The sequence below is a fragment of the Helicobacter cappadocius genome, from assembly GCF_030688855.1.
Taxonomy (GTDB): Bacteria; Campylobacterota; Campylobacteria; order Campylobacterales; family Helicobacteraceae; genus Helicobacter_J; species Helicobacter_J cappadocius.
This window is the reverse complement of the sequence record NZ_JAUYZK010000009.1, coordinates 14371-35263: the sequence shown is the minus strand read 5'-3', so window position 1 is coordinate 35263 and position 20893 is coordinate 14371. Positions and strand designations below refer to the sequence as shown.

Sequence of the window (20893 nt, the reverse complement as noted above, 5' to 3'; positions counted from 1 at the left end):
ATGGATTTGATAGTTAGGGGAGGTTTTCCAAACCTCGCCACAATGGATATGGCTTCATTGTTGGAACTTTGTGAAAATATTCGCCATAGAATTTTAGAAGTTGTTAGTAAAAATGGAGGACATTTGAGCTCTACTTTGGGTGCTGTGGAACTTATCGTGGGTATGCATCGAGTTTTTGATTGTAGAGAGAATCCATTTATCTATGATGTCAGTCATCAAGCTTATGCACACAAATTGATCACAAATAGATGGAAAGAATTTGAGACTCTTAGACAATTTGGAGGTATGAGTGGATTTATTAAGCCCTCAGAATCAGATTTTGACTATTTTATTGCTGGGCATAGTTCGACTTCGATTTCTCTTGGAGTGGGCGTTGCTAAGGCTTTTGCACTGCAGAAAAAAAATGCTATCCCTGTAGCACTTATTGGAGATGGAAGCATGAGCGCGGGATTGGTTTATGAAGCCTTAAATGAATTAGGCGATAGAAAATACCCAATGATTATTATTCTCAATGACAATGAAATGAGCATTGCTAAACCTATTGGAGCAATTAGTAAATATCTTTCACATTTGATAGCTGGGCCTATGTATCAGTCTGTGAAAGACAGGATCAAGAAATTATTAGAAAAAATGCCAGATAGTGCAACTTATATCGCCAAACGTTTTGAAGAGTCTTTTAAGTTAATTACACCGGGAATTTTATTTGAGGAGATGGGTATTAATTATATTGGTCCTATTAATGGACATCATTTAGATGAAGTTATTCATGCATTAAATTTGGCAAAAGATATGAGATGTCCTGTGATTATACATGCTCAAACTACAAAAGGTAAGGGGTATGAGATTGCAGAGGGAAGGTATGAAAAATGGCATGGAGTGGGTCCATTTGATCTTGATACAGGAAGTTCAAAGAAAGCTACTAATGCTCAGAGTCCAACAGATATTTATTCTCAAACCCTTCTTGAACTAGCCAATGAGGATGAAAAAATTGTAGGTGCTACTGCTGCAATGCCTGGAGGTACGGGATTAGGGGCATTAATTGATAAATATCCTAATCGCTTTTGGGATGTTGCGATTGCCGAACAACATGCCGTAACTTCTATGGCTGCATTGGCAAAGGAGGGTTTTAAGCCATTTGTGAGTATTTATTCAACTTTTTTACAACGTGCATACGATCAGATTGTGCATGATGTCGGCATTATGTCTTTGCCTGTAAGATTTGCTATTGATAGAGCTGGTATTGTTGGTGAAGATGGAGAAACACATCAGGGATTATTGGATATTTCTTTTTTACGTCCCATTCCTAATATGGTTCTTTTTGCCCCCCGTGATAACGCGTCTTTAAAATCCGCAATTCTTTTTGCTTCCAATCACTCCTCTTCTCCGTGTGCCTTCAGATATCCGCGTGGAAAATTTATAATCAATGATGGAATTTTTGAAAATAAAGATTTTATTATCGGTAAATCAGAGCTTTTGCTAGAAGGTGGAAAGATTTTATTGATAGGCTATGGAAATGGTGTTGGAAGAGCTTATGAAGTGTATTTATCATTAAAAACTAGTGGGATAGAGGCTGGTTTATTGGATTTGAGATTTCTTAAGCCATTAGATAAAGATTTGAAGAAAATTTTAAATTCTTATTCTTATGCTTTTGTTTTTAGTGATAGCTATAAAATTGGTGGGGTTGGTTCAGCATTGCTTGAATACATTGCAGATAACGATATACAAATTAAATTACATAGTTTTGAAGTGAAGGATTCTTATATCTCGCACGGTAATACAGGTATGGTTGAGAAGTCTATAGGCTTAGACTCTTCAAGTGCTGTTGATTATATTATCAAAAATACTTAAAAAATCTAAAAGAGAAATCAAACAGGGGTTAAAAAACAACAGTTTTATTTCCGTGTATAAAAACCCTGTCATTCAGTACAAGCTCAATTGCTCTAGCGAAGACGACTTTTTCAACATCTCTACCTGCTTTTTGCATATCTTGCCAACTGTAGGTATGGTCAATTTTCGTAATATCTTGAGTAATAATAGGACCTTCATCAAGATGATTATTTACAAAATGAGCCGTTGCACCAATAATTTTTACTCCTCTTTCATACGCTTGTTTATATGGATTTGCACCAATAAATGCAGGTAGAAAACTGTGGTGAATATTGATGATTTTATTTTTGTATTTTTCCACAAAATTTGGAGATAGTATTCGCATATATTTAGCTAAGGCTAAAAAATCCACATTGAATTCATCACATTTTTCTAACACAAGTTTTTCGTGTTCTTCTCGTGAAATTCCCTCAGTGCTGATGTGAAAAAAATCAATCCCAAATTTTCCTACAAGATTTTGGAGGTTTGAGTGATTACTAATGACAGCTTCAATATTCACATCAAGTTCCCCGCTATCATAACGCAATAAGAGATCTCCTAAGCAATGATTTTCTTTAGTGCAAAGAATGATGATAGATTTCTTTTTTTCCTCTATTACATTGATTTGTGCCTCTGATGGCAAACAAGTACAAAGATTTTCTTTTAATACAGCGGCATTGGTGTTTCCATTTACCACAGTACGCATAAAAAACTGATTGCTTGGTTTATCTACAAATTCGTCATTTCGTTCTATATTGAGGCCATGTTTAAGAAGGATAGAAGAAATATTAAAGACGAGTCCTTGCATATCTGGACAGGTTATCAATATGGTATGTTTCATTCAATCCCTTTTTATCTAAGAGTGTAGGTAAAGGCATTCAACATCACTCGTGTGCTAGTTTTGATGATTTTATCTAAGTAGGCATCAAACTTATCTCTTTTTAACCAAATGGGATGTTGGACTTCAGAGAGAGTTTTAAGCATTTCTATGGCTTGATTTTGCGTTCCAATAGTATCAATAAGCCCTAGCTTGAGAGCTTTTTTTGCACTAAATACCTTTCCTTCAGCATACTCTTTAGATGATTTTATATCAAGTCCCCTAGCATCAGCTACATCAGATAGAAACATTTCATATTCTTCATTAATGAGTTTCTGAAGAAAATCTTTTTCTTGCGGAGTCCATTTTCGCATAAAAGTGCCTATTTCTTTGTATTCTCCAGCGGCTATAACTTGTTCTTGAATACCTAGCTTATTGGCGAGTTCTGAGATGTTAGCTCCATCAAAAATCACTCCGATAGAGCCTATCAAAGCCCCTCTGTTTGCATAGATTTTATCTGCATACATTCCTGCATAGTAACTTCCACTTGCCATAGCTCCTTGTACGTATGCTATTACAGGCATTTTTTGTTTGAGATCAGCTATCATATCGCTAATTTCTACACTTGCACTCACAGCTCCACCAGGTGAGTTGATGATAAGAAGAACTCCTTTAATGCTAGGAGTAGCTAAAATTTTATCAATTTGAGTCCTGATTCCTTCGCTATCAATAATGGGACCTTGCAAATAAATTTTTGCAAGATTGGGGGAATTAATGCTTGAAGAATTAGGTATTACTGATATTATTAAAATAACAACAATCAATAAAAATACCATTGCTTTGAAATATTTTGTAATAAAATCTAATGGCACGACAATAAGATTAAAAATTTTTTTTATCATTAATTTCCTTTAATTCAGAGTATCAAAATTACACACTATATTTCGTGATTATATTAGAAAATGCCTTGAACTTTGCTTTTTATTTGACATTTAAAATAATTCACTATTTTTTTTGCAAGTGAGACAATTTGTATAGATATCAATAGATTTGTCGATAGAATCACTTAGCTTGTCGAGCTTTTTAGCGATATTGATGAGTTCATCGCTAGATTGAATCGCTATATATTCACTTATCCCAATTTCTTTTCGAATTTTTTCTCTATCCTCTTGGCTAAATTTTTTTTCATCTAAATACTCTTTGATATCTGAGTTGATTTCCATTATGTCATTATGGATTTGTTCTCCGATTTTTTTTGCCAAGATAGAGCTTTCTTTTGTTTTTTGAATGCGACTGATAAAGTCATTGATATTTCTACTTGCTTGAGCAAGTTCTGTATCTTCTCGTATTGGAAGATTTATTAGGCTATTTTCATTTAGATTTTTTGAATACTTTAGGAAGTTTGTAATTTGCTTTTTTGTCCAAATCGTCGTGAATATCAAGCCAAAAATTACAAATAAAACAATCATTGTAGCTATATATTGAAAGATATTGAATAGATATTCAGTTTGACTGAGCGTCTTGTCATAAATACTATAAAGTTTTTTTAGATTTTGTGTTAGGAGTATCCCATTGTCATTAATTTCAGATAAAGAATCAGATAAGATGTTATGGTTGGCTATGATTTCTCGCACATTAAAGGCATATTTTTGCCAAAAGTCATAATTAAATTTGATAGCTTTGAGGAGTTCTTTGTTACCTTTATAAGTAGGGTTAGTATAAAAACCAAGGATAGTAGAATTATATTTTTCAAAAGATTTCAAAAATTCTTCATAAGCATCTTTTTGATTTTTGATTGTATATAAAGTAAGTTGATAGGGAATTTTTTGGCTAAGCGTTCTTTGTTTGCCTGCTTCGTTTATCTCTTCCTGGCTTATTTTTGCCCCGATCATTTTTTTAACAACATCATCACTTATATCTAAGAGCTTTTCATTGTTTGAGTATAAAAAATTTCTATTTTTGTATAGATTTTTTCTTGCAAATTCATAAGTTCTTACATTGCTATTAAATTTTTGCAGTTGCTCCTGCATTTGTTCGAGTATTTTTTTGATATATTTTTCGTCTAACCAAAACATTTTGTAAGTTCTATCTTGGTAATAAAGAGTGTTAAATTTTTCTTCAAAATCACTAGATTTTTGATTGAGAGTTTCAAAATCATTGGTGTTTTGATAGTTTCCTAAAAATATATCTTTGGTGATTGATTGGGTTAGATTGATTTGAAGGCTAAGATTACTCAAAACTCTAGTAAGTGAAATATTGGCTTTATTTAAATAGATATTTAAAATCATCACAATAAGAACTACCACAAAGGTAATTCCCACGATTGCTGATAACCTTGAAGATATGGGATTTTTAAAAGTAAAGTTCATTTGTATTCCTGTTCAAATTTTATAAATTTCTTGCAGACTCTTTTTGTCTATTACCTTGATTTCGCTATTTTCATCGGATTCTATAATGCGATCTTGCTTGAGTTTTTTCAAAATTCTTGAGAGCGTCTCGGGTTGAATATTGAGCCGATAAGCAATTTCTTGACGTTGCATCAAATTGAAGCGATAAAGATTTTTGTCCAATGTATATGCTAATTTAGCGATAGCATCAAAAATAATATCACGATTGATAACTTCATCTAGTTTTTGATTTTTTAAAATGATTTGTCTGCATAGATTAGAAAATAAATTTGTGTTTTGCCTTGCAAGGTGGATGAGTTTTTTGCAATCTATATTCAAAATGTCGCTTTTTTCATAAATACAAGCATTGCCAAATGTCTTAATCTCTCGAAAATCGATATGATTTATGAGCAAAAGATTGTCTTGATTTTCTTGCATAGAGTCAATATTATAAAGGTATTTTTTATTACCAAAGCGATCAAATTTATAAATATCTACAGATCCATTGAGTAAAAATAAAAGGTTATCGATAACCTGTCCCTCATAGAATAAAACAAAATCTTTTTCATAGGTTTTAATTTTGCTAAAATCGCAAATTTTCCCCAGTGTATTATCGTCTATATCGACAAATAAAGATAGCAATTTTAGTTTTTCAATCAAATCTTCCCCCTTCTATTTAGAAGATTTACGATTTTAAATTGAAGAGGAGAAAAATATCTTAGAAAGCATGTTTTTCTAAGATATACTCCTATTTTTTATTTTCTTGGCAACACCTACTATAAGCTGAAATTTTCCATCAAATTGAAATTTAAATACTTATAGATATTTTCTTTTTTACCACCTAGTTTTTCTGGGACTAATTGCATATATTCTTCTTTGCTAGGAAGTCTTCCAAGTAATGCACATACAGCCCCAAGTTCTGCACTTCCCAAATATACTTGAGCACCCTTACCCATACGATTGTCAAAATTTCTCGTAGAAGTTGAAAATACAACCGCGTTGTCTTTTACTCTAGCTTGATTTCCCATGCATAGGCTACATCCGGGTATTTCTACTCTCGCTCCTGCAGCACCAAATACTGAGAGATAACCCTCTTTGCTAAGTTGTTTTTCATCCATTTTTGTAGGAGGTGCAATCCAGACGCGTGTTGGAGATTGTCCTGCACCTTTTACGATCTCTCCAAAGGCTCTAAAATGACCGATATTTGTCATACAACTACCGACAAATACTTCATCGATATGATGAGGTCTTTTAGAGTTGCTCAAAATTTCAGTGAGTGTAGCAACATCATCTGGATCGTTTGGACATGCCAAAATAGGTTCTTTTACATCTGCTAAATCAATTTCAATAATCGCTGCATATTCAGCATCTTTGTCAGGTTGAAGCAAGGTAGGATTTTTTATCCACTCGCGCATTTTATCAGCTCTACGTTTCAATGTAGTGGCATTTTCATACCCATTTTCGATCATTTTTTCAATTAGCTCAATGTTGGATTTAAGATATTCAATGATAGGCTCTTTATTTAATAAAATACTACAAGCAGCAGCACTTCTTTCAGCACTTGCATCGCTGAGTTCAAAAGCTTGTTCCACTTTAATATCTTCTAGACCTTCAATTTCCAATATTCTACCATTGAAAATATTTTTTTTACCCTTTTTTTCTACCGTCATCAAACCTTGTTTTATTGCGTAATAGGGTATCGCATTTACCAAATCTCTAAGAGTAATGCCCGGATTGAGTTTGCCCTTGAAACGGACTAGTACGGACTCTGGCATATTTAGCGGCATAGAGCCTGTTACCGCTGCAAAAGCAACAAGTCCGCTACCAGCAGGAAAACTGACCCCTATGGGAAATCTTGTATGGCTATCTCCTCCTGTTCCTAGTGTATCAGGAAGACACATGCGATTGAGCCAAGAATGTATGACCCCATCTTTTGGACGTAAAGCCACTCCTCCTCTAGTTGTCATAAAACTAGGTAAAGTTGCCTGTAAGCTTACGTCGGCAGGTTTTGGATAGGCAGCTGTATGGCAGAAACTTTGGAGTACAAAATCGGCACTGAAATTCAAACTCGCTAATTCTTTGACTTCGTCTCTAGTCATTGCTCCTGTAGTGTCTTGACTTCCTACAGTTGTTGCGATTGGTTCACAATAAGTTCCCGGTCTGACACCCTCAACCCCACATGCTCTTCCCACGATTTTTTGTGCTAATGTGAAACCTTTTCCTGTATCTTTGGGGATTTCTGGTTTTGCAAAAATATCAGATTCGCCAAGTCCTAGAAATTTTCTTGCTTTGTTTGTCAAACCTCTTCCTATAATAAGCGGTATCCTTCCTCCTGCTCTTATTTCATCTACAATAGTATTTGGAGTGAGAGTGAATTTACTCACAACAGAACCATTTTTTTCGATTATTCCTTTGTAAGGATAGATTTTGATAATATCGCCTTCTTTAAGATCTTTTACATCTGCAATAATAGGTAACGATCCGCTGTCTTCACAAGTGTTAAAAAATATTGGAGCGATGACTCCGCCAATGACAATCCCCCCTGTTTTTTTATTTGGCACATAAGGAATTTCATTGCCAAAATGCCACATAATCGAATTACAGGCTGATTTTCTTGAGCTTCCTGTTCCTACAACATCTCCAACATATGCAACTGGAATACCTTTGGATTTGATATCTGTGAGACGTTTTTCATAATTGTCTATTCGATTTTTCAACATTGCTTTAGCGTGAAGCGGAATATCGCTTCTGGTAAATGCGTCACTTGCGGGGCTTAGATCATCAGTATTTGTTTCCCCATCAATTTTTAACACACACATTTCTATCATTTCATTTAAAGCTGGTTTGTTTAAAAACCACTCTGCATTTGCCCAAGATTGGATGACTTCTTTTGCTAAATCATTGTTTTTGCTTAGTTTTGCAACTTCATCAAAACTGTCATATACAAGTAGCGTATGTTTCAAGGCATTTGCAGATTCTTGAGCGATCTCTTTATTTGCATGAGAAATTCCTTCTACTAAATATTTTACATTATAGCCACCTAGCATTGTGCCTAGATATTTTATAGCTTCAAGACTTGAAAATTCATCACATTTCAATTCGCCTTTTGAAATTTTTCCTAAAAATTCTGCCTTTACTTTTGCACCTTCATCTACTCCTGGACTTACTCTATGGATTAATAACTCTTTTACAAAAAGTTTCTCCTCTTTGCTTGAAGCTGTATTTGTGAGTATTTCAATCACATTTGTTACTTCGTCTGCATTTAAAGGAAGGGGTGGAATACCTTCTTTTTCTCTATTTTCTTGAGCTTGTTTGTAATCAATAATAAACTTTTGCATCTTGTCTCCTTTTAAATTCCTATTGTTGCAACCTAAATCAACATATGATAATCAAAATTACCTTAACAATAAAACAAACACAATCAATATTTATGATTTTGTATTTTTTGGGCTAATTTCCTTGAGTTAAGATATGATGTTTTTCTTCCAAAAAGAAATATTTCTCTAGCTTACTTTCAAGTTCTTTTTGAGTTTCTTGCATTTCTTTTGCGATGGTTGCAATTCCCTTTTTTTCATATATATTGGGATCTTCTAATTCTAACTCTAAAGACTTAATAATTTTTTCTAGTTTCTCTATTTCACTAGGTAAAAATTCTAATTCCATTGCTTCTTTATAGCTTAATTTCGTATTTTTCTTGATTTTTTCATTTTTTTGGTTGTCTTTTAAATCAAGTTCTAAAATATCATATTCATCAAGTTCTTTTTGAATATCCAAGTATTCTGTGTATTGCATATAGCTTTCTTCACATATTCCATTTCCCTTGAAAACCAAAAGTTTGTGAGCAATTTTATCTACAAAATATCTATCATGGCTTACAAAAATGACTGCTCCATCAAAATTTTGTAGATATTCTTCAAGAACATTGATGGTTGCAATATCTAAATCATTGGTAGGTTCATCTAATATCAGACAATCATATTTTTTTGCAAATAACAATGCAAGTGCAACACGATTTTTTTCTCCTCCACTCAAATAGGATATTTTTTTGTCTAAAAATTCTTTTGGAAATAAGAAGTTTTTCAAATACCCAAAAACGTGAATATTTTTCCCTTTTACTTCAATATGATCTCCTCCGTTAGGACAAAAAGTTTCTAAGAGGTTTTTATCCTCATCTAACATTTTTCTTTGTTGATCAAAATATCCGATTGTAATATCCCCTCGTTTAATAATGCCACTATCTTGAGAAATTTGATTTAAAAAGATTTTTAAAAGAGTGGATTTCCCGCTCCCATTTTTACCTACGATAGCAATTTTATCTCTCTGTAAGATTCTTAAGCTTAAATCAGAAATAAGAACTTTATCCGCAATTTTTTTATTGATTTTTTCGCATTCAAAGAGCATTTTTTTAGTGTTTTTTCCTTCATCTCTATTGAAATGTTTTTGTTCTCTTTGAAGTTCAAGGCGCATTTTTTTGATAATAGAAGGATTTGCTTTGGCATTTTTTCGCATTTCTAGCACTCTTGCTTTTCGACCTTCATTGCGTTTCCTTCTACCCTGGACTCCTCTATGTAGCCATTCTTCCTCAGATTTTAAAAGTTTAAGCAGATGTTCGTGTTCTTTAGAAAGAGTGTTTAATATCTCTTCTTTTTTTTGTAGATAATTGCTATAACCCCCTTGAAAGCTTAAAAGCTTCCCATCATCAATTTCTACGACTCTATGAGCAAGACTTTCTATGAAGTATCTATCGTGGCTTATAAATACAACAGAACAAGTAAGAGAAGAAATCATTTCTTCAAGAAATTCAACCATTTGCACATCAAGATGATTGGTTGGCTCATCTAATATCAAAATATCAGCACTTTTTAGAAGCATTACAGATAGAGCAAGACGTTTTTGTTCCCCTCCACTTAAGGTATTAGCCAATCTATCTGCGATATTTTCTAGATCAAATCTTTGCAGGATTTCATCTACTTTGCTATCCATATCCCATCCGTGATGCTCTTCTATAAAGCTTATGATTGCTCCTTGCTCTTCTAGCATATCTTTGGTGCTTTCTTGAGTGTTTAAAAATTCAAGACGTTTATGGGCATCTCTGAGTTCTGCTAAGCTTTCTTCACAAACATCTCTGACGCTCATCAGAGGGTCAAAAATAGGATTTTGAGGCAGACTTAAGATTTTTATGTTGTTTTGAAAAATACGTTCGCCTTCATCAGGTTCGATCTCTTTTGTTAGGATTTTTAAAAGAGTGGATTTCCCGCTCCCATTTTTACCTACGATAGCAATCTTCTCTCCCTTGGTGATAGAAAAATTTATATCTTTTAAAATTACCTTATAATCGTATTGTTTGCAAACTCCTAATAAACTTACTAATGCCATAAATTTCCCTGTCTTTAAGATGATGTAATCATACCAAAGTTTCAACTAGGAAAACTTGTGAAGAACCCAAGATGGCGAATTTATTTTTCAAAAGAACATAAAAAATCAAAGTAAGGAATCAAATGCAAGCATTATTAGAGACTAAAAATCTCGTAAAATCTTATAATCACGATCATCAAATCTTAAAGGGGATTAACTTTAGCATACAAAAAAGTGAAGTTGTTGTGATTTTGGGACCTAGTGGATGTGGAAAAAGTACTTTTTTGCGATGTTTGAATGGATTAGAAGAGATACAGGGAGGTCAAATTATATTAGATGGAAAGATCATTAATACACCATCTACAAATTGGAATCTTATCAGACAAAAAATTGGCATGGTTTTTCAGAGTTATGATCTTTTTCCTCATATGAATGTACTTGAAAACATTCTTTTAGGACCATTAAAAGCCCAAAAAAGAAAAAAAGAAGAAGTCAAAGAACAGGCTTTGAGATTATTAAAACGGGTGGGACTTGAGGATAAAAAAGATTCGTATCCAAAAGAGCTCTCAGGAGGACAAAAACAACGCGTTGCGATCATTAGAGCATTGTGCATGAATCCTGAAATAATGCTTTTTGATGAAGTTACAGCTTCCTTAGATCCTGAAATGGTAAAGGAAGTTTTAGATGTTATTTTAGAACTTGCAAAAGAAGGCATGAGTATGATAATCGTAACTCATGAACTTAAATTTGCTCAAGCAGTTGCAGATAAAGTTGTGTTTTTTGACCAAGGAATTATAATTGAAGAGGCTACTCCAAAGGAATTTTTCACCTCTCCAAAGTCTGAAAGAGCAAAAAAATTTCTTGATATGTTTAACTTTTTAGGAAGTTTTTAAAGAAAGAATAATTGATTAATTGAGATTAGCTTGAACCTTGAGATTTTGGACAGGCTTTGACTTCTGAAGTTAATCATACATTTTTAACCCCGATTTTCTAGCTGTCCATCCTCTCTAGTATCCTCAAAAACACTTTTCATATATCTTTAAATCCATCATTGAGATTTATAAAAATGATGTAGCTTCGGTGATGCTTGAGAAAAATAATATTTTATTTGTTTTGCAAAAAATTCTTGCTTCTTCAACCATATTCCCCCCAATAAGAATAGGGATAACCTTGTGCTTGTATGTTTTTTCTTTGAGTATTTTTACAGATCCTAGAGGATCGGTCATGTCTTGAGGGGTAATGAGCATATAGATAAAATCTACTCCATCAAAATTATCTACGACATCTAAAGAGGCTTTATACCTATCTGCCAAGGCATCACCGATGATGTCGATAGGGTTATTATGAGACCAATGTTCAGGCAAAATAGCATTCAAGGCTCTTATATTTTGCTCATTCAAAGAGTAGAGTTTTTTCCCTCTAGCAACAATCGCATCTGTTAGAACAGTTCCTGGTCCTCCAGCATTTGTAATAATTGCAATTTCTTTGCTATTATGGAAGAGAGGCTTTAATATCAAAGCTTCGATATTATCTACTACTCTAACATTTAAACTTTTCATTAATCCAGAAAACATATCATAATTTCCGCTTAAATTTCCAGTGTGAGAAAAAGCCGCTTTTGCCGCTTCTTCACTTTTTCCTGATTTGAAAAGAAAAATAGGTTTTTTTGTATTTCGAATATTTTTTAATAACTCTTTCCCTTTACTAATTCCTTCCAAATATAGAGAAATACTCTTAGCGTTAGGATCACGATCAAGCATTGGAATAAGATCTGAACTTTCTAAATCTACAGCATTTCCTGTGCTCATAATATGAGAAAATCCTATATCTAAAGCATTTGCATAATCCATAAGTCCTGCCAAAACTGCTCCAGATTGAGAAATGAAAGCTAGATGACCTGTTTTTAGATTCCCTGTTCCAAATGTTAGATTTAAATTTGTACTATCATTAAAGTATCCTAGACAATTTGGCCCTAAAACATTAAAATTATTTTCCTCTGCAAGTTTTCCTATTTCAAGTTCTTCTTCTTGGTGACCACTTTCTTTAAAACCAGCGGTAATAACGATGAGATTTTTTAGCCCTCTAGGGATAAGTTCTTTGATAGTAGGGATAACAAACTTTGCGGGAATTGCTAACACAGCAGTATCGATATTACCTTGTATTTCTTCTATGCTTTTTAATAGAGGTTTTTCTAATAATTGTCCTCCTTTTTGATTTACAAAAAATAATTCCCCTTTAAAGCCAATAGAGTTTTTTGCCACTACATAACCTGCTTTTGTTTTATCGGTACTTGCTCCAATAATAGCTACGCGTTGATTGTGTAAAAAATCAGGCCGAGTTGATTTTCTCAAAGATTCTTTGGAAATACTAGAGGATTTTTTTATTCTCGCATCTACGGCAATCAACCCATCTTTTGTGAGTTTTAAGGGATTGATATCGAGTTCTTTAATATCAGGATTTTCATTGATAAGCTTTTGTATATTTTTGACTAGCGTTATAACTTCAATCATTTGATGATTACTGCCACGATAACCCTCAAAGAGTTTTGAAATTTTTGTATTTTTAAATGCACGGAGTATCTCATCTTCTTGTGCATTGGAATCTATGTAACAAATATCTTTATAGAGTTCTAAATAAATCCCACCTTTTCCAAAAAGAATGACATTTCCAAATACATTATCTTCTACAGAGCCAATATAAAGTTCTTCTCCTTGTAACATTTGTGTAATTATGAAACAGTCATTATTATCTAGGGGGATTTTATGCACATCTTGAATATTTTTTTTCATTTTTTCTCTAGCATTTTTGATTTCTTCATTGGAATTTAGATTCAATATAACGCCACCTACATCGCTTTTATGAATCACTTTTGGGGATTGGATTTTTAAGACAGCAGGAAAAAAATCAACACTGATTTCTTCATTCATTCCCACAACTTTACAACAAGGGGTCTTAATCCCGTATTTTCCGAGCCATTGGTATAATTCACTCTCTGTCATAACTTCTCCTTAAAATGTTTTGTAATTCTATTATAGGATTATTTTTATGGGTTTGATTACTTAGTTTATAGTTTTTATCAAATATTGGTTTTAATTAGAGTATTATTTTTACCAAATTTTCCATAAAGGAGCACCGATGAAAAAGTATTTGGGGTTTGGGGTGGTAGGAAACTTTGCTAACCATCTAGAACAAGCAGGAGAATCTAACGATTTTGCTGATATTACAGGAGAAGACAAAGATGCTCCTAAGGGGATTTTTCCTTTTTATATTCCTGATAGTGCTTCAGTTTTGGGCAGGTATTGTATCAATAATCAGGCGATTATTTTGCCGACAAATCAATCATTCAAGGTTCAAGCAGAACCAGAAGTAGGACTTGAATGTGATTTGGAATACTTGGATAATAAAGTCACTAAAGTCATACCTAGATTTTTTATGGCTTTTAATGATGCTTCAGTTAGGAATGACGAAAATGCAACCAAACTTTCACAGAAGAAAAATTTTTCTGATGGATCTAAGGCAGTTGGACTAAAAATACCTATCGATAAATTTTCTAGTGGTGGGGTTTGCGATAATTATTCCATCGCTTCTTTTTTGAAATTTGATGGAAAAGTACAGGAATATGGCGAATCAAGTGAGCTTATAAGTTATAGTTATTTTTACGAGAAGCTTATCAATTGGATAAAAGATAAACTCAACACGCAAAAAGAGCATTCTGTTTTAGAGGATTTACCTGAAGTGCTAAGAGAATCTTGCTATCCTTCTAAAATTATCATCGCCATCGGTGCTACGCGTTATTTAGAACTTGCAAAGCAAAGATTTTTGCAAAGAGGTGATATTGTCTCTATTGTTGTATTTAATCACAAGAAATATACACTTGAGCGTTTGAAAGAAATAGTTTCTATGGATTGTATTCCTGCAGATCTCAAGGATATTTCTATTATTAGACAAGAGGTTAGGTAGAGTTAAAAAGCACTTAGCAAAATAACAGAAGCAATCACAAAGGCTACCCCTATGTAGCCTATTATATTTAGTCTTTCTTGAAAAAAAATATATCCCCCTATAATTGTTCCTATGATGCCCACAGCTCCCCATATGGAATAAGCGATACTCAAAGGCATTTTTTTGAGTGCAAAAGAAAGAAAAATAAAAGCACACAAAACCAATAAGATCGAAACAATGCCTAAGATTTTATATTTAAATCCTTGAGATTTTTTTAAGAGGAGATTGGCTAGGACATCTAAAAATCCTGCTAAAATAACAAATAAAAGATACATCTATTTTTTTTCTCCTAAGTTGATAAGTACAATACCAATAACTCCAAGAACAATTCCGATCTCTTGATAAAGAGTGATTTTCTCTCCAAATACGATGATACCTACAATAGCAATAAGGGATAGCCCAAATGCTTCCCATATTGCATATGCAGTACCTATAGGAATAATACGAACACAAAGTGCCATGAAATAATAAGAAATAACAATAAAAAATCCCATTGTGATATAGCCCCATACTGCCCCCGAAGATATTTTGAGCGAAAGGGTGGCTATGACCTCTGAAATGATAGCTATGAATAAAAATATCCAAGATTTAGTTTTGTGCATTTTTGTTTTTCTTAATATAAGCCAATATTCCTAGTGCAAAAACAATCATCACTAGGCTTAAAATTTGTCCCATGCTTAGGTTTCCAAAATAATAACCCATCTGCGGATCAGGTTCTCTGTAAAATTCAGCTATAAAACGCATAACCCCATATGTAATCGCGTACACTACAATTAACAATCCTCTTGTTTTAAAAAGTTTTTTTGCTATTAGGACGACTATAAAAACGACCAATCCTTCTAAAAAAGCCTCTATAAGCTGACTGGGATATCTTAGCTCACCATTTACAAGGATACCAATTTTTTGCCCCCAAACGCTAGTAGAAGGAACAATTCGTCCATAAAGTTCTTGATTGAGAAAATTTCCAATACGACCAAATACATATCCTAGCGGAACGCTTATAGCCACTAGATCCATGTATAGTAAGAAATTCTGTTTTTTCTTATAAGCAAAAGCAATAGAAGCAATCAAAAATCCCACCAATGCTCCATGGTAACTCATGCCGCGTATTCCTACAAAATGACCTTCTATATCGAAAGGATTAAATATCTGCCATGGATGAAGAAAATAATACATAGAATTTGGTTCATAAATTGCAATATAGCCTATTCTTGCTCCTAAAATAACCCCAATTTCTACCCAAATAAAAAAACTTTCCAGATTTTTATTTGAAATAGGGAAACGTTGAGCATCTTTTTTGATAAATACTTTGGCAATATATAAAGAAATCAAAAGCGAGAGAACATACGCGATTCCATACCAGTGAATTTCTAGTCCAAAAATATTAAATGCAACAGGGTTGAAGATATTATAAATATTATTCCATGTGCTATACATTCTTTCATCCTTAGTTTTGTTTGATAATGATCTGAAACTTTTTATCAAGTTCTAGATATTGAAAAAGATTCAAAGTTTTCATATTATTTGTGTATATTTGTACATTCACCTTATCATTTTCTTTGAGTTTCATCAAGTAGCCTATGGCATAGGAATTGATAGGGTAGGTATCTATAAAAAATAAAAAAAGTTCGGAATTTGATTTGTTTTTAAATTTTTCTAGAGTGGAATCAATAACATTCTTAAATTCCAAAAAATCTTCATAAGTTTTAATTTTTCCCGTTATGGCTAAAAATGGCTGATTTTTCTCGGCTTCATTGGCGGTGATTTTCATTTTTTTGTCCTTTAAAAATTACTTTCTCCCAAACTTCTTCTCCTAAGATTTTATAATAATAATTCTGAGTGAGGTATTTTATTATTTTTTTCCCTTTGCCTATGATGAGGTTTTCTTCATTATAAACGGTTTTTGGATAGTTTATCAAAATGATAGGGTTAGGGGAGGATAAAAAATATAAATAGATTTTTTGTGAGCTTTTTTTAACCAAACCAGAGAAAATTTCATTTTTTGAATATTTGCAGATACCATGTTCGAGAGCATTTGAAAGGATTTCAAATAAAACTAGACTTATATTATCTAACATGTCTTGATCGGTTTTAAAAATATCAGGCAAAGCACCAATAACTCTATCGACATCAGTAAAACTTGCATTGATGATGAGGTTATAGGTTGAATTCATTGGGAATCGCAGAGGTAAAATCATACCCCAACAATGAGATCTTATGAGCATGGAGCATCAAACGTTTTGAATCTAATCCACCATAGAGATTATCTCCTATGATTGGGTGGTTGATACTTTTTAGATGGACTCTGATTTGGTGAGTGCGTCCGGTTTTAATCACTACTTCTAGTAGTGTTTTTTTCCCCATAATAGAGATAGGTTTGATACTTGTATGTGCAGGGAGACCATCTTTTGATATTTTACTTTTAGCGTAAGTAGTTTTGATTGTAAGGATAGGTTTATCGATCTGGATTTCTTCATTTACTATTCCTTCAACAAGTGCTAAATATTCTTTATACACATTTTGATTTTTAAAAGCCATTTTTGCTTGGTTATGAAAAGGAGTTTTATCTTTTACTAACAAGATAACCCCACTTGTTTCTCTATCAAGACGATGAAGCAAAACCCATTCTGGAAACATTTGAGCTAATTCATAACTTTCAATAAAAGGTGGCTTCTGGATTGCTAAAATATTTTCATCTTCAAAAATCACTTTTGGTTTTTGGATTTGGATAATTTGAAAAATAGAACAAGAGGGCATTTCTGAACGTGCGATGGTTATTTTTTTGCCATTGCAGCTTACAAGTCCTTTATCAATGAGAGCTTTTGCCTTGCCATTAGAAATTTTTTCTTGCAGACTTAAGAGTTTGTAGGCTTTTTCCATAGATTATCCTTGAATAGGTTGTATGATAGAGTTTATGAGATTTTTCAATTTATCATTTTTATTTTTTATAAATGCATTAGGAAGAGTTTGATAATTAGAGATAGTTTCAAAAAGTTCCTCTTTTTGTATGATTTTGTATCCATCAACGGCTTCAAAAAGACTATTTTGATTGAATATATATGGACCAGTGATGAGTTTGTTGTGAAAAAATGCTGGTTCAAGAGGATTGTGTCCGCCTACTTTTACAAAGCTTCCTCCAAGTATGCTTATATCAGAGATGGCATATAAATTGTTGAGCTGACCTAGTGTATCAATTAGCAAAATATCACAATTTTCATCAAACCCTACTTCAGAGAAGATTTTAAATTTATAAGAAGTATTTGTTAGCATTTTTTGTATTATTTCTTTTACTTCTACAAATCTTTCTGGATGTCTGGGAGCTAAAAGCAACCAAATCCCATCCCTAGAGCGTCTGAAATCTAAAAATGCCTTTAGAATTAATTCTTCCTCTAGAGGATGTGTACTTGAAGCAGTGAAGGTTGTTTTTGAGCTTTTGGGATAAAAAATGGTGATTTTTGGAGTATTTAAAAGTTTTAAATTCCCAAATATTTGAACTTTTTTTCCACCGAGTTGTTTAATTCTTTCGTTATCGGCAATACTTTGAGAAAAGATTTCATCTATTTGGTCAAAGACTTTTTTATAAAACCAACTAAATTTTTTGTATTTTGGGAATGACTGAGTTGATATGCGAGAGTTGATGAGCATTGTTTTTGCTCCTATGGTTTTAGTTATTTTGAAAACCATATACCAAAGTTCGGCTTCTGTAATTACTAGGGTTTGGAGTGATTTGAGTTTATGTTTCCAAAAAGGAATGAATATTTCAAAAGGGAGGAATTTCACTTCAATATGAGCTTTTTTTTCGTAAGTGTCTTTTGCTAGATTAAAACCTGTTTGAGTGATGGTTGTTATCAAAATAGGCTGTTTTGGCATTGCCTCAATGATGGGTTCTAGCGATTTTACTTCTCCATAAGAACATGCGTGAAACCAAAAAGAGGGACAAGAGGATAGGGCGAAATTTTTTAAAAAAAACCTTTGAAAAATAGAGTTTTTATGTTTTTGTTTGAATGAAGAAAATATCAAAAAAGGAATGGAGATGATATATATGAGCAAAGCGATAAAATAATATATCATTCCAAACATAAAAATACTTTATTTTGTTTCTTCGATATACAAAATCCTTCCACAATGCGGACAAGTGATAATGTCATTACTTTGAATAATTTCAGTATATACTCTATCGTTGATTCGAATAAAACATCCTCCACAGGCTTGTTTTCTTACGGGAACAACACTTGAATTTTTTGCCCATTTGCGGACTTTTTCATAAAAACCAATAAGCTTTTGATCCATTTTTACAATGAGTTTTTGTTTTTGAGAGAAGATTTTTTGTTGTTCGTCTTTGATGATTTGAATCTCTTCATTGACTTTACCTTCAAGACTTTTGATAATCTTATCAAGTTCGTTGATGTCTGATTGCAGTGATTTTTGAAGATCTGTTTTGTGATCTAGTTCTTTATCTAATCTTTCTATCTCAATATTAGCTTGTGTGCATTGCTCTTTTGCGATTTCTTCTTCCACATTTAGAGCTTTAAGCTCTCGCTCTGATCGAACTTCAGAGATTTTTTTATGGATATTTTCAAGCTTTGCATTGATATCTTTGAGGGTTTGATCATTTCTTGAAACTTGAAGCTTGAGATCTTTTTTTTCTTCTTCAAGTTGAAGTGATTGAAGATTTTTAGATTCTTTAGAGCGAATAGTTTTGTCGAGCTCACTTCTTTTGAGTTCTATTTTTGGTTCTAGTGCATCAATATCTTTATCAAGATTTGATATTTCGATGAGTTGTTCGAGATGTTTATTCATATTTTTGTCCTTCTAAATAGGTGAATGGATTTTTACAATCTTTAATTATAACCTTATAACCCTTAGTTTTCAAAATAGATTTTAGAATTTCTGGGAAAAATCTTTCACTCGGATAATGTCCTACATCAATTAGGCTGATTTTTAGGGATTTTGCAATCATTGCATCATGATATTTTATATCCCCGGTAATAAGACAAGAATTTGGCTTTAAGCTATCAGAATAAAGATAGGAGCTACCAGCTCCGCAAATTATGGCTACAGAATCTATTGTATCTGAGCTTTGGGTATATTTAAGATTTGTAAGCTTTAAAGACTTGCTGATATGTTCAAGTAAGGAAACAAACTCAATACCTTCGAGATTTCCTCTAAGTGCAATACCATCAGGGAAAAGATTCTCAAAACCTAAGATTTCTTTTGCAAAGTATGGATTTAGATGTGTTGTATCAAAGTTTGTGTGCATACAAATGAGAGAACAGTTTTTTTCTATCAGTATTTTAGCAATATTTGCAGGGTAGGCATCCCATGTGAAATTTTTGATTGGTTTAAATAGTAAGGGGTGATGAGAGATAATCAAGCTTTGGGGATGCAGCTCCTTAGCTATCTCTTCATTGACCTCTAAACAAGCATAGATTTTAGATATTTCGGATTCTTGACTTCCGATATTTAGACCACTATTATCCCATTTTTCTTGTAATTGAAATGGAGATAAGAGGTTGAGACAATCATAAATTTCAAAAACCTTCATAAATGATTCTTAAGCCTCTCTTCTCGTTCATTTTCTTGATCTTTATACAAAGTAGCACAGCCTTTGGCAAGTTCTCGTATTTTTAAGATATAGTTTTGTCGTTCAGTGCTAGAGATAGCTTTTCTGGAATCCAAGATATTAAAAAAATGCGAACTAAGCATTGTAAAATCATAAGCAGGTAAAGGAATACCTGCTTGAAGACATCTTTTGGCTTCGTTTTGGAATTTTTCAAACATCTCAAAGAGCATTTGGGTGTCTGCAACTTCAAAATGATATTTACTAAACTCATATTCATTTTCCAGATGCACATCGGCATATTTTACAATAGAACCATCGATCTTATGTGTCCAAACAATATCAAAAATAGATTCTACATTTTGAATATACATCGCTAGTCTTTCTACCCCATAAGTAATCTCTACAGCCACAGGATCACAAGCAATTCCACCAACTTGTTGAAAATAGGTGAATTGTGTGACTTCCATCCCATCTAGCCAAATTTCCCATCCAAGCCCCCAAGCCCCAAGCGTTGGAGATTCCCAGTTATCCTCTACAAATCTAATATCATGTTCTAGTCTATTGATGCCCAATGCTTCAAGGCTTTTTAGATAGAGTTCTTGAATATTTTCAGGACTAGGTTTAATAAGAACTTGAAACTGATAATAGCTTCCAAGTCTATTTGGATTTTCTCCATATCTACCATCTGTTGGTCGCCTAGATGGTGCAACATAAGCAACACTCCATGATTTGTTTTCTAAGCTTTTTAATAAAGTGGCAGGGTGAAAAGTTCCCGCTCCTGCAGGAATATCATAGGGTTGCACAATAAGACAACCTTCTTCTTTCCAAAAATTTTGGAGTTTGAGTAAAATATCTGAAAAACTATTGCAGTCTTTGGGCATAACAATCCTTTTGTTAAAATCTAAT

The 20893-nt window shown here is 33.0% G+C and carries 20 protein-coding genes; 3 read left to right on the top strand and 17 right to left on the bottom strand.

Annotation, left to right across the window (positions count from 1 at the left end; genetic code table 11):
* Complete coding sequence (dxs, locus tag Q5I06_RS06400) at nt 1–1848, top strand: 1-deoxy-D-xylulose-5-phosphate synthase (RefSeq protein ID WP_370690939.1); 1848 nt, start codon at nt 1–3, stop codon at nt 1846–1848.
* 28 nt (nt 1849–1876) lie between these two features.
* Here the strand turns inward: dxs and purU are convergent, their stop codons facing one another.
* The 6 genes from purU to abc-f all read right to left on the bottom strand — a co-directional run bounded on the left by purU (nt 1877) and on the right by abc-f (nt 10446).
* Complete coding sequence (purU, locus tag Q5I06_RS06395) at nt 1877–2707, bottom strand: formyltetrahydrofolate deformylase (protein WP_305517319.1); 831 nt, start codon at nt 2705–2707, stop codon at nt 1877–1879.
* Nucleotides 2708–2718: 11 nt separating this feature from the next.
* A complete protein-coding gene (gene sppA / locus Q5I06_RS06390; RefSeq protein ID WP_305517318.1) occupies nt 2719–3585 on the bottom strand; it encodes a signal peptide peptidase SppA in 867 nt (288 codons plus the stop codon).
* A gap of 90 nt (nt 3586–3675) precedes the next feature.
* Nucleotides 3676–5052: a hypothetical protein gene (locus Q5I06_RS06385; RefSeq protein WP_305517317.1), complete on the bottom strand. Its 1377-nt coding sequence runs from the start codon at nt 5050–5052 to the stop codon at nt 3676–3678.
* Nucleotides 5053–5064: 12 nt separating this feature from the next.
* On the bottom strand, nt 5065–5730 hold the full coding sequence (locus Q5I06_RS06380) for a Crp/Fnr family transcriptional regulator (RefSeq protein ID WP_305517316.1): 666 nt from the start codon (nt 5728–5730) through the stop codon (nt 5065–5067).
* A gap of 116 nt (nt 5731–5846) precedes the next feature.
* On the bottom strand, nt 5847–8408 hold the full coding sequence (acnB, locus tag Q5I06_RS06375) for a bifunctional aconitate hydratase 2/2-methylisocitrate dehydratase (protein WP_305517315.1): 2562 nt from the start codon (nt 8406–8408) through the stop codon (nt 5847–5849).
* 112 nt (nt 8409–8520) lie between these two features.
* Nucleotides 8521–10446, bottom strand: coding sequence for a ribosomal protection-like ABC-F family protein (gene abc-f / locus Q5I06_RS06370; protein ID WP_305517314.1), 1926 nt, complete (start codon nt 10444–10446; stop codon nt 8521–8523).
* Between the two features lie 122 nt (nt 10447–10568).
* Between abc-f and Q5I06_RS06365 the strand changes: the two genes are divergently transcribed.
* Nucleotides 10569–11318, top strand: a complete 750-nt coding sequence (locus Q5I06_RS06365) for an amino acid ABC transporter ATP-binding protein (protein WP_305517313.1) — start codon at nt 10569–10571, stop codon at nt 11316–11318.
* A 165-nt stretch (nt 11319–11483) separates the two neighbouring features.
* Here Q5I06_RS06365 and Q5I06_RS06360 read toward each other — a convergent pair whose 3' ends face one another.
* Nucleotides 11484–13424: an acetate--CoA ligase family protein gene (locus Q5I06_RS06360; protein ID WP_305517312.1), complete on the bottom strand. Its 1941-nt coding sequence runs from the start codon at nt 13422–13424 to the stop codon at nt 11484–11486.
* Nucleotides 13425–13560: 136 nt separating this feature from the next.
* Here Q5I06_RS06360 and Q5I06_RS06355 point away from each other — a divergent pair, with 136 nt between their 5' ends.
* Complete coding sequence (locus Q5I06_RS06355; protein ID WP_305517311.1) at nt 13561–14385, top strand: DUF5718 family protein; 825 nt, start codon at nt 13561–13563, stop codon at nt 14383–14385.
* A 2-nt stretch (nt 14386–14387) separates the two neighbouring features.
* Here Q5I06_RS06355 and Q5I06_RS06350 read toward each other — a convergent pair whose 3' ends face one another.
* Genes Q5I06_RS06350 through glyQ form a run of 10 tightly spaced genes read right to left on the bottom strand, consistent with a single transcriptional unit; the run spans nt 14388 to nt 20868 of the window.
* Nucleotides 14388–14699, bottom strand: a complete 312-nt coding sequence (locus Q5I06_RS06350) for a DMT family transporter (protein ID WP_305517310.1) — start codon at nt 14697–14699, stop codon at nt 14388–14390.
* The gene (locus Q5I06_RS06345) at nt 14700–15026 is read right to left on the bottom strand and encodes a DMT family transporter (RefSeq protein WP_305517309.1); all 327 of its coding nucleotides are present in this window, start codon (nt 15024–15026) and stop codon (nt 14700–14702) included.
* Nucleotides 15013–15861, bottom strand: coding sequence for a prolipoprotein diacylglyceryl transferase (gene lgt / locus Q5I06_RS06340; protein WP_305517308.1), 849 nt, complete (start codon nt 15859–15861; stop codon nt 15013–15015). The genes Q5I06_RS06345 and lgt overlap by 14 nt, the downstream gene beginning before the upstream one ends.
* A gap of 10 nt (nt 15862–15871) precedes the next feature.
* Complete coding sequence (locus Q5I06_RS06335) at nt 15872–16195, bottom strand: hypothetical protein (protein ID WP_305517307.1); 324 nt, start codon at nt 16193–16195, stop codon at nt 15872–15874.
* Nucleotides 16176–16598 (bottom strand): hypothetical protein, encoded by a 423-nt coding sequence (locus tag Q5I06_RS06330; RefSeq protein WP_305517306.1) that lies wholly within the window; start codon nt 16596–16598, stop codon nt 16176–16178. The genes Q5I06_RS06335 and Q5I06_RS06330 overlap by 20 nt, the downstream gene beginning before the upstream one ends.
* On the bottom strand, nt 16582–17304 hold the full coding sequence (locus tag Q5I06_RS06325; RefSeq protein WP_305517305.1) for an RluA family pseudouridine synthase: 723 nt from the start codon (nt 17302–17304) through the stop codon (nt 16582–16584). The genes Q5I06_RS06330 and Q5I06_RS06325 overlap by 17 nt, the downstream gene beginning before the upstream one ends.
* Before the next feature lie 3 nt (nt 17305–17307).
* Nucleotides 17308–18504, bottom strand: coding sequence for a lipid IV(A) 3-deoxy-D-manno-octulosonic acid transferase (gene waaA / locus Q5I06_RS06320; protein WP_305517304.1), 1197 nt, complete (start codon nt 18502–18504; stop codon nt 17308–17310).
* Between the two features lie 9 nt (nt 18505–18513).
* A complete protein-coding gene (locus Q5I06_RS06315) occupies nt 18514–19224 on the bottom strand; it encodes a zinc ribbon domain-containing protein (protein WP_305517303.1) in 711 nt (236 codons plus the stop codon).
* The gene (locus Q5I06_RS06310; RefSeq protein ID WP_305517302.1) at nt 19217–19969 is read right to left on the bottom strand and encodes a Nif3-like dinuclear metal center hexameric protein; all 753 of its coding nucleotides are present in this window, start codon (nt 19967–19969) and stop codon (nt 19217–19219) included. The genes Q5I06_RS06315 and Q5I06_RS06310 overlap by 8 nt, the downstream gene beginning before the upstream one ends.
* On the bottom strand, nt 19966–20868 hold the full coding sequence (gene glyQ / locus Q5I06_RS06305) for a glycine--tRNA ligase subunit alpha (protein WP_305517301.1): 903 nt from the start codon (nt 20866–20868) through the stop codon (nt 19966–19968). Before glyQ ends, Q5I06_RS06310 begins: the two co-directional genes overlap by 4 nt.
* Between the last annotated feature and the right edge of the window lie 25 nt (nt 20869–20893).

What these genes read in the sequence shown, in the direction of transcription:
- Q5I06_RS06385 (WP_305517317.1), bottom strand. Translation starts at nt 5,052, where the DNA reads ATGAACTTTACTTTTAAAAATCCCATATCTTCAAGGTTATCAGCAATC.
- Q5I06_RS06365 (WP_305517313.1), top strand. Translation starts at nt 10,569, where the DNA reads ATGCAAGCATTATTAGAGACTAAAAATCTCGTAAAATCTTATAATCAC.
- Q5I06_RS06325 (WP_305517305.1), bottom strand. Translation starts at nt 17,304, where the DNA reads ATGGAAAAAGCCTACAAACTCTTAAGTCTGCAAGAAAAAATTTCTAAT.
- glyQ (WP_305517301.1), bottom strand. Translation starts at nt 20,868, where the DNA reads ATGCCCAAAGACTGCAATAGTTTTTCAGATATTTTACTCAAACTCCAA.
- Q5I06_RS06345 (WP_305517309.1), bottom strand. Translation starts at nt 15,026, where the DNA reads ATGCACAAAACTAAATCTTGGATATTTTTATTCATAGCTATCATTTCA.
- Q5I06_RS06355 (WP_305517311.1), top strand. Translation starts at nt 13,561, where the DNA reads ATGAAAAAGTATTTGGGGTTTGGGGTGGTAGGAAACTTTGCTAACCAT.
- acnB (WP_305517315.1), bottom strand. Translation starts at nt 8,408, where the DNA reads ATGCAAAAGTTTATTATTGATTACAAACAAGCTCAAGAAAATAGAGAA.
- waaA (WP_305517304.1), bottom strand. Translation starts at nt 18,504, where the DNA reads ATGTTTGGAATGATATATTATTTTATCGCTTTGCTCATATATATCATC.
- abc-f (WP_305517314.1), bottom strand. Translation starts at nt 10,446, where the DNA reads ATGGCATTAGTAAGTTTATTAGGAGTTTGCAAACAATACGATTATAAG.
- purU (WP_305517319.1), bottom strand. Translation starts at nt 2,707, where the DNA reads ATGAAACATACCATATTGATAACCTGTCCAGATATGCAAGGACTCGTC.
- sppA (WP_305517318.1), bottom strand. Translation starts at nt 3,585, where the DNA reads ATGATAAAAAAAATTTTTAATCTTATTGTCGTGCCATTAGATTTTATT.
- Q5I06_RS06330 (WP_305517306.1), bottom strand. Translation starts at nt 16,598, where the DNA reads ATGAATTCAACCTATAACCTCATCATCAATGCAAGTTTTACTGATGTC.
- Q5I06_RS06335 (WP_305517307.1), bottom strand. Translation starts at nt 16,195, where the DNA reads ATGAAAATCACCGCCAATGAAGCCGAGAAAAATCAGCCATTTTTAGCC.
- Q5I06_RS06350 (WP_305517310.1), bottom strand. Translation starts at nt 14,699, where the DNA reads ATGTATCTTTTATTTGTTATTTTAGCAGGATTTTTAGATGTCCTAGCC.
- Q5I06_RS06310 (WP_305517302.1), bottom strand. Translation starts at nt 19,969, where the DNA reads ATGAAGGTTTTTGAAATTTATGATTGTCTCAACCTCTTATCTCCATTT.
- Q5I06_RS06360 (WP_305517312.1), bottom strand. Translation starts at nt 13,424, where the DNA reads ATGACAGAGAGTGAATTATACCAATGGCTCGGAAAATACGGGATTAAG.
- Q5I06_RS06315 (WP_305517303.1), bottom strand. Translation starts at nt 19,224, where the DNA reads ATGAATAAACATCTCGAACAACTCATCGAAATATCAAATCTTGATAAA.
- dxs (WP_370690939.1), top strand. Translation starts at nt 1, where the DNA reads ATGGATTTGATAGTTAGGGGAGGTTTTCCAAACCTCGCCACAATGGAT.
- lgt (WP_305517308.1), bottom strand. Translation starts at nt 15,861, where the DNA reads ATGTATAGCACATGGAATAATATTTATAATATCTTCAACCCTGTTGCA.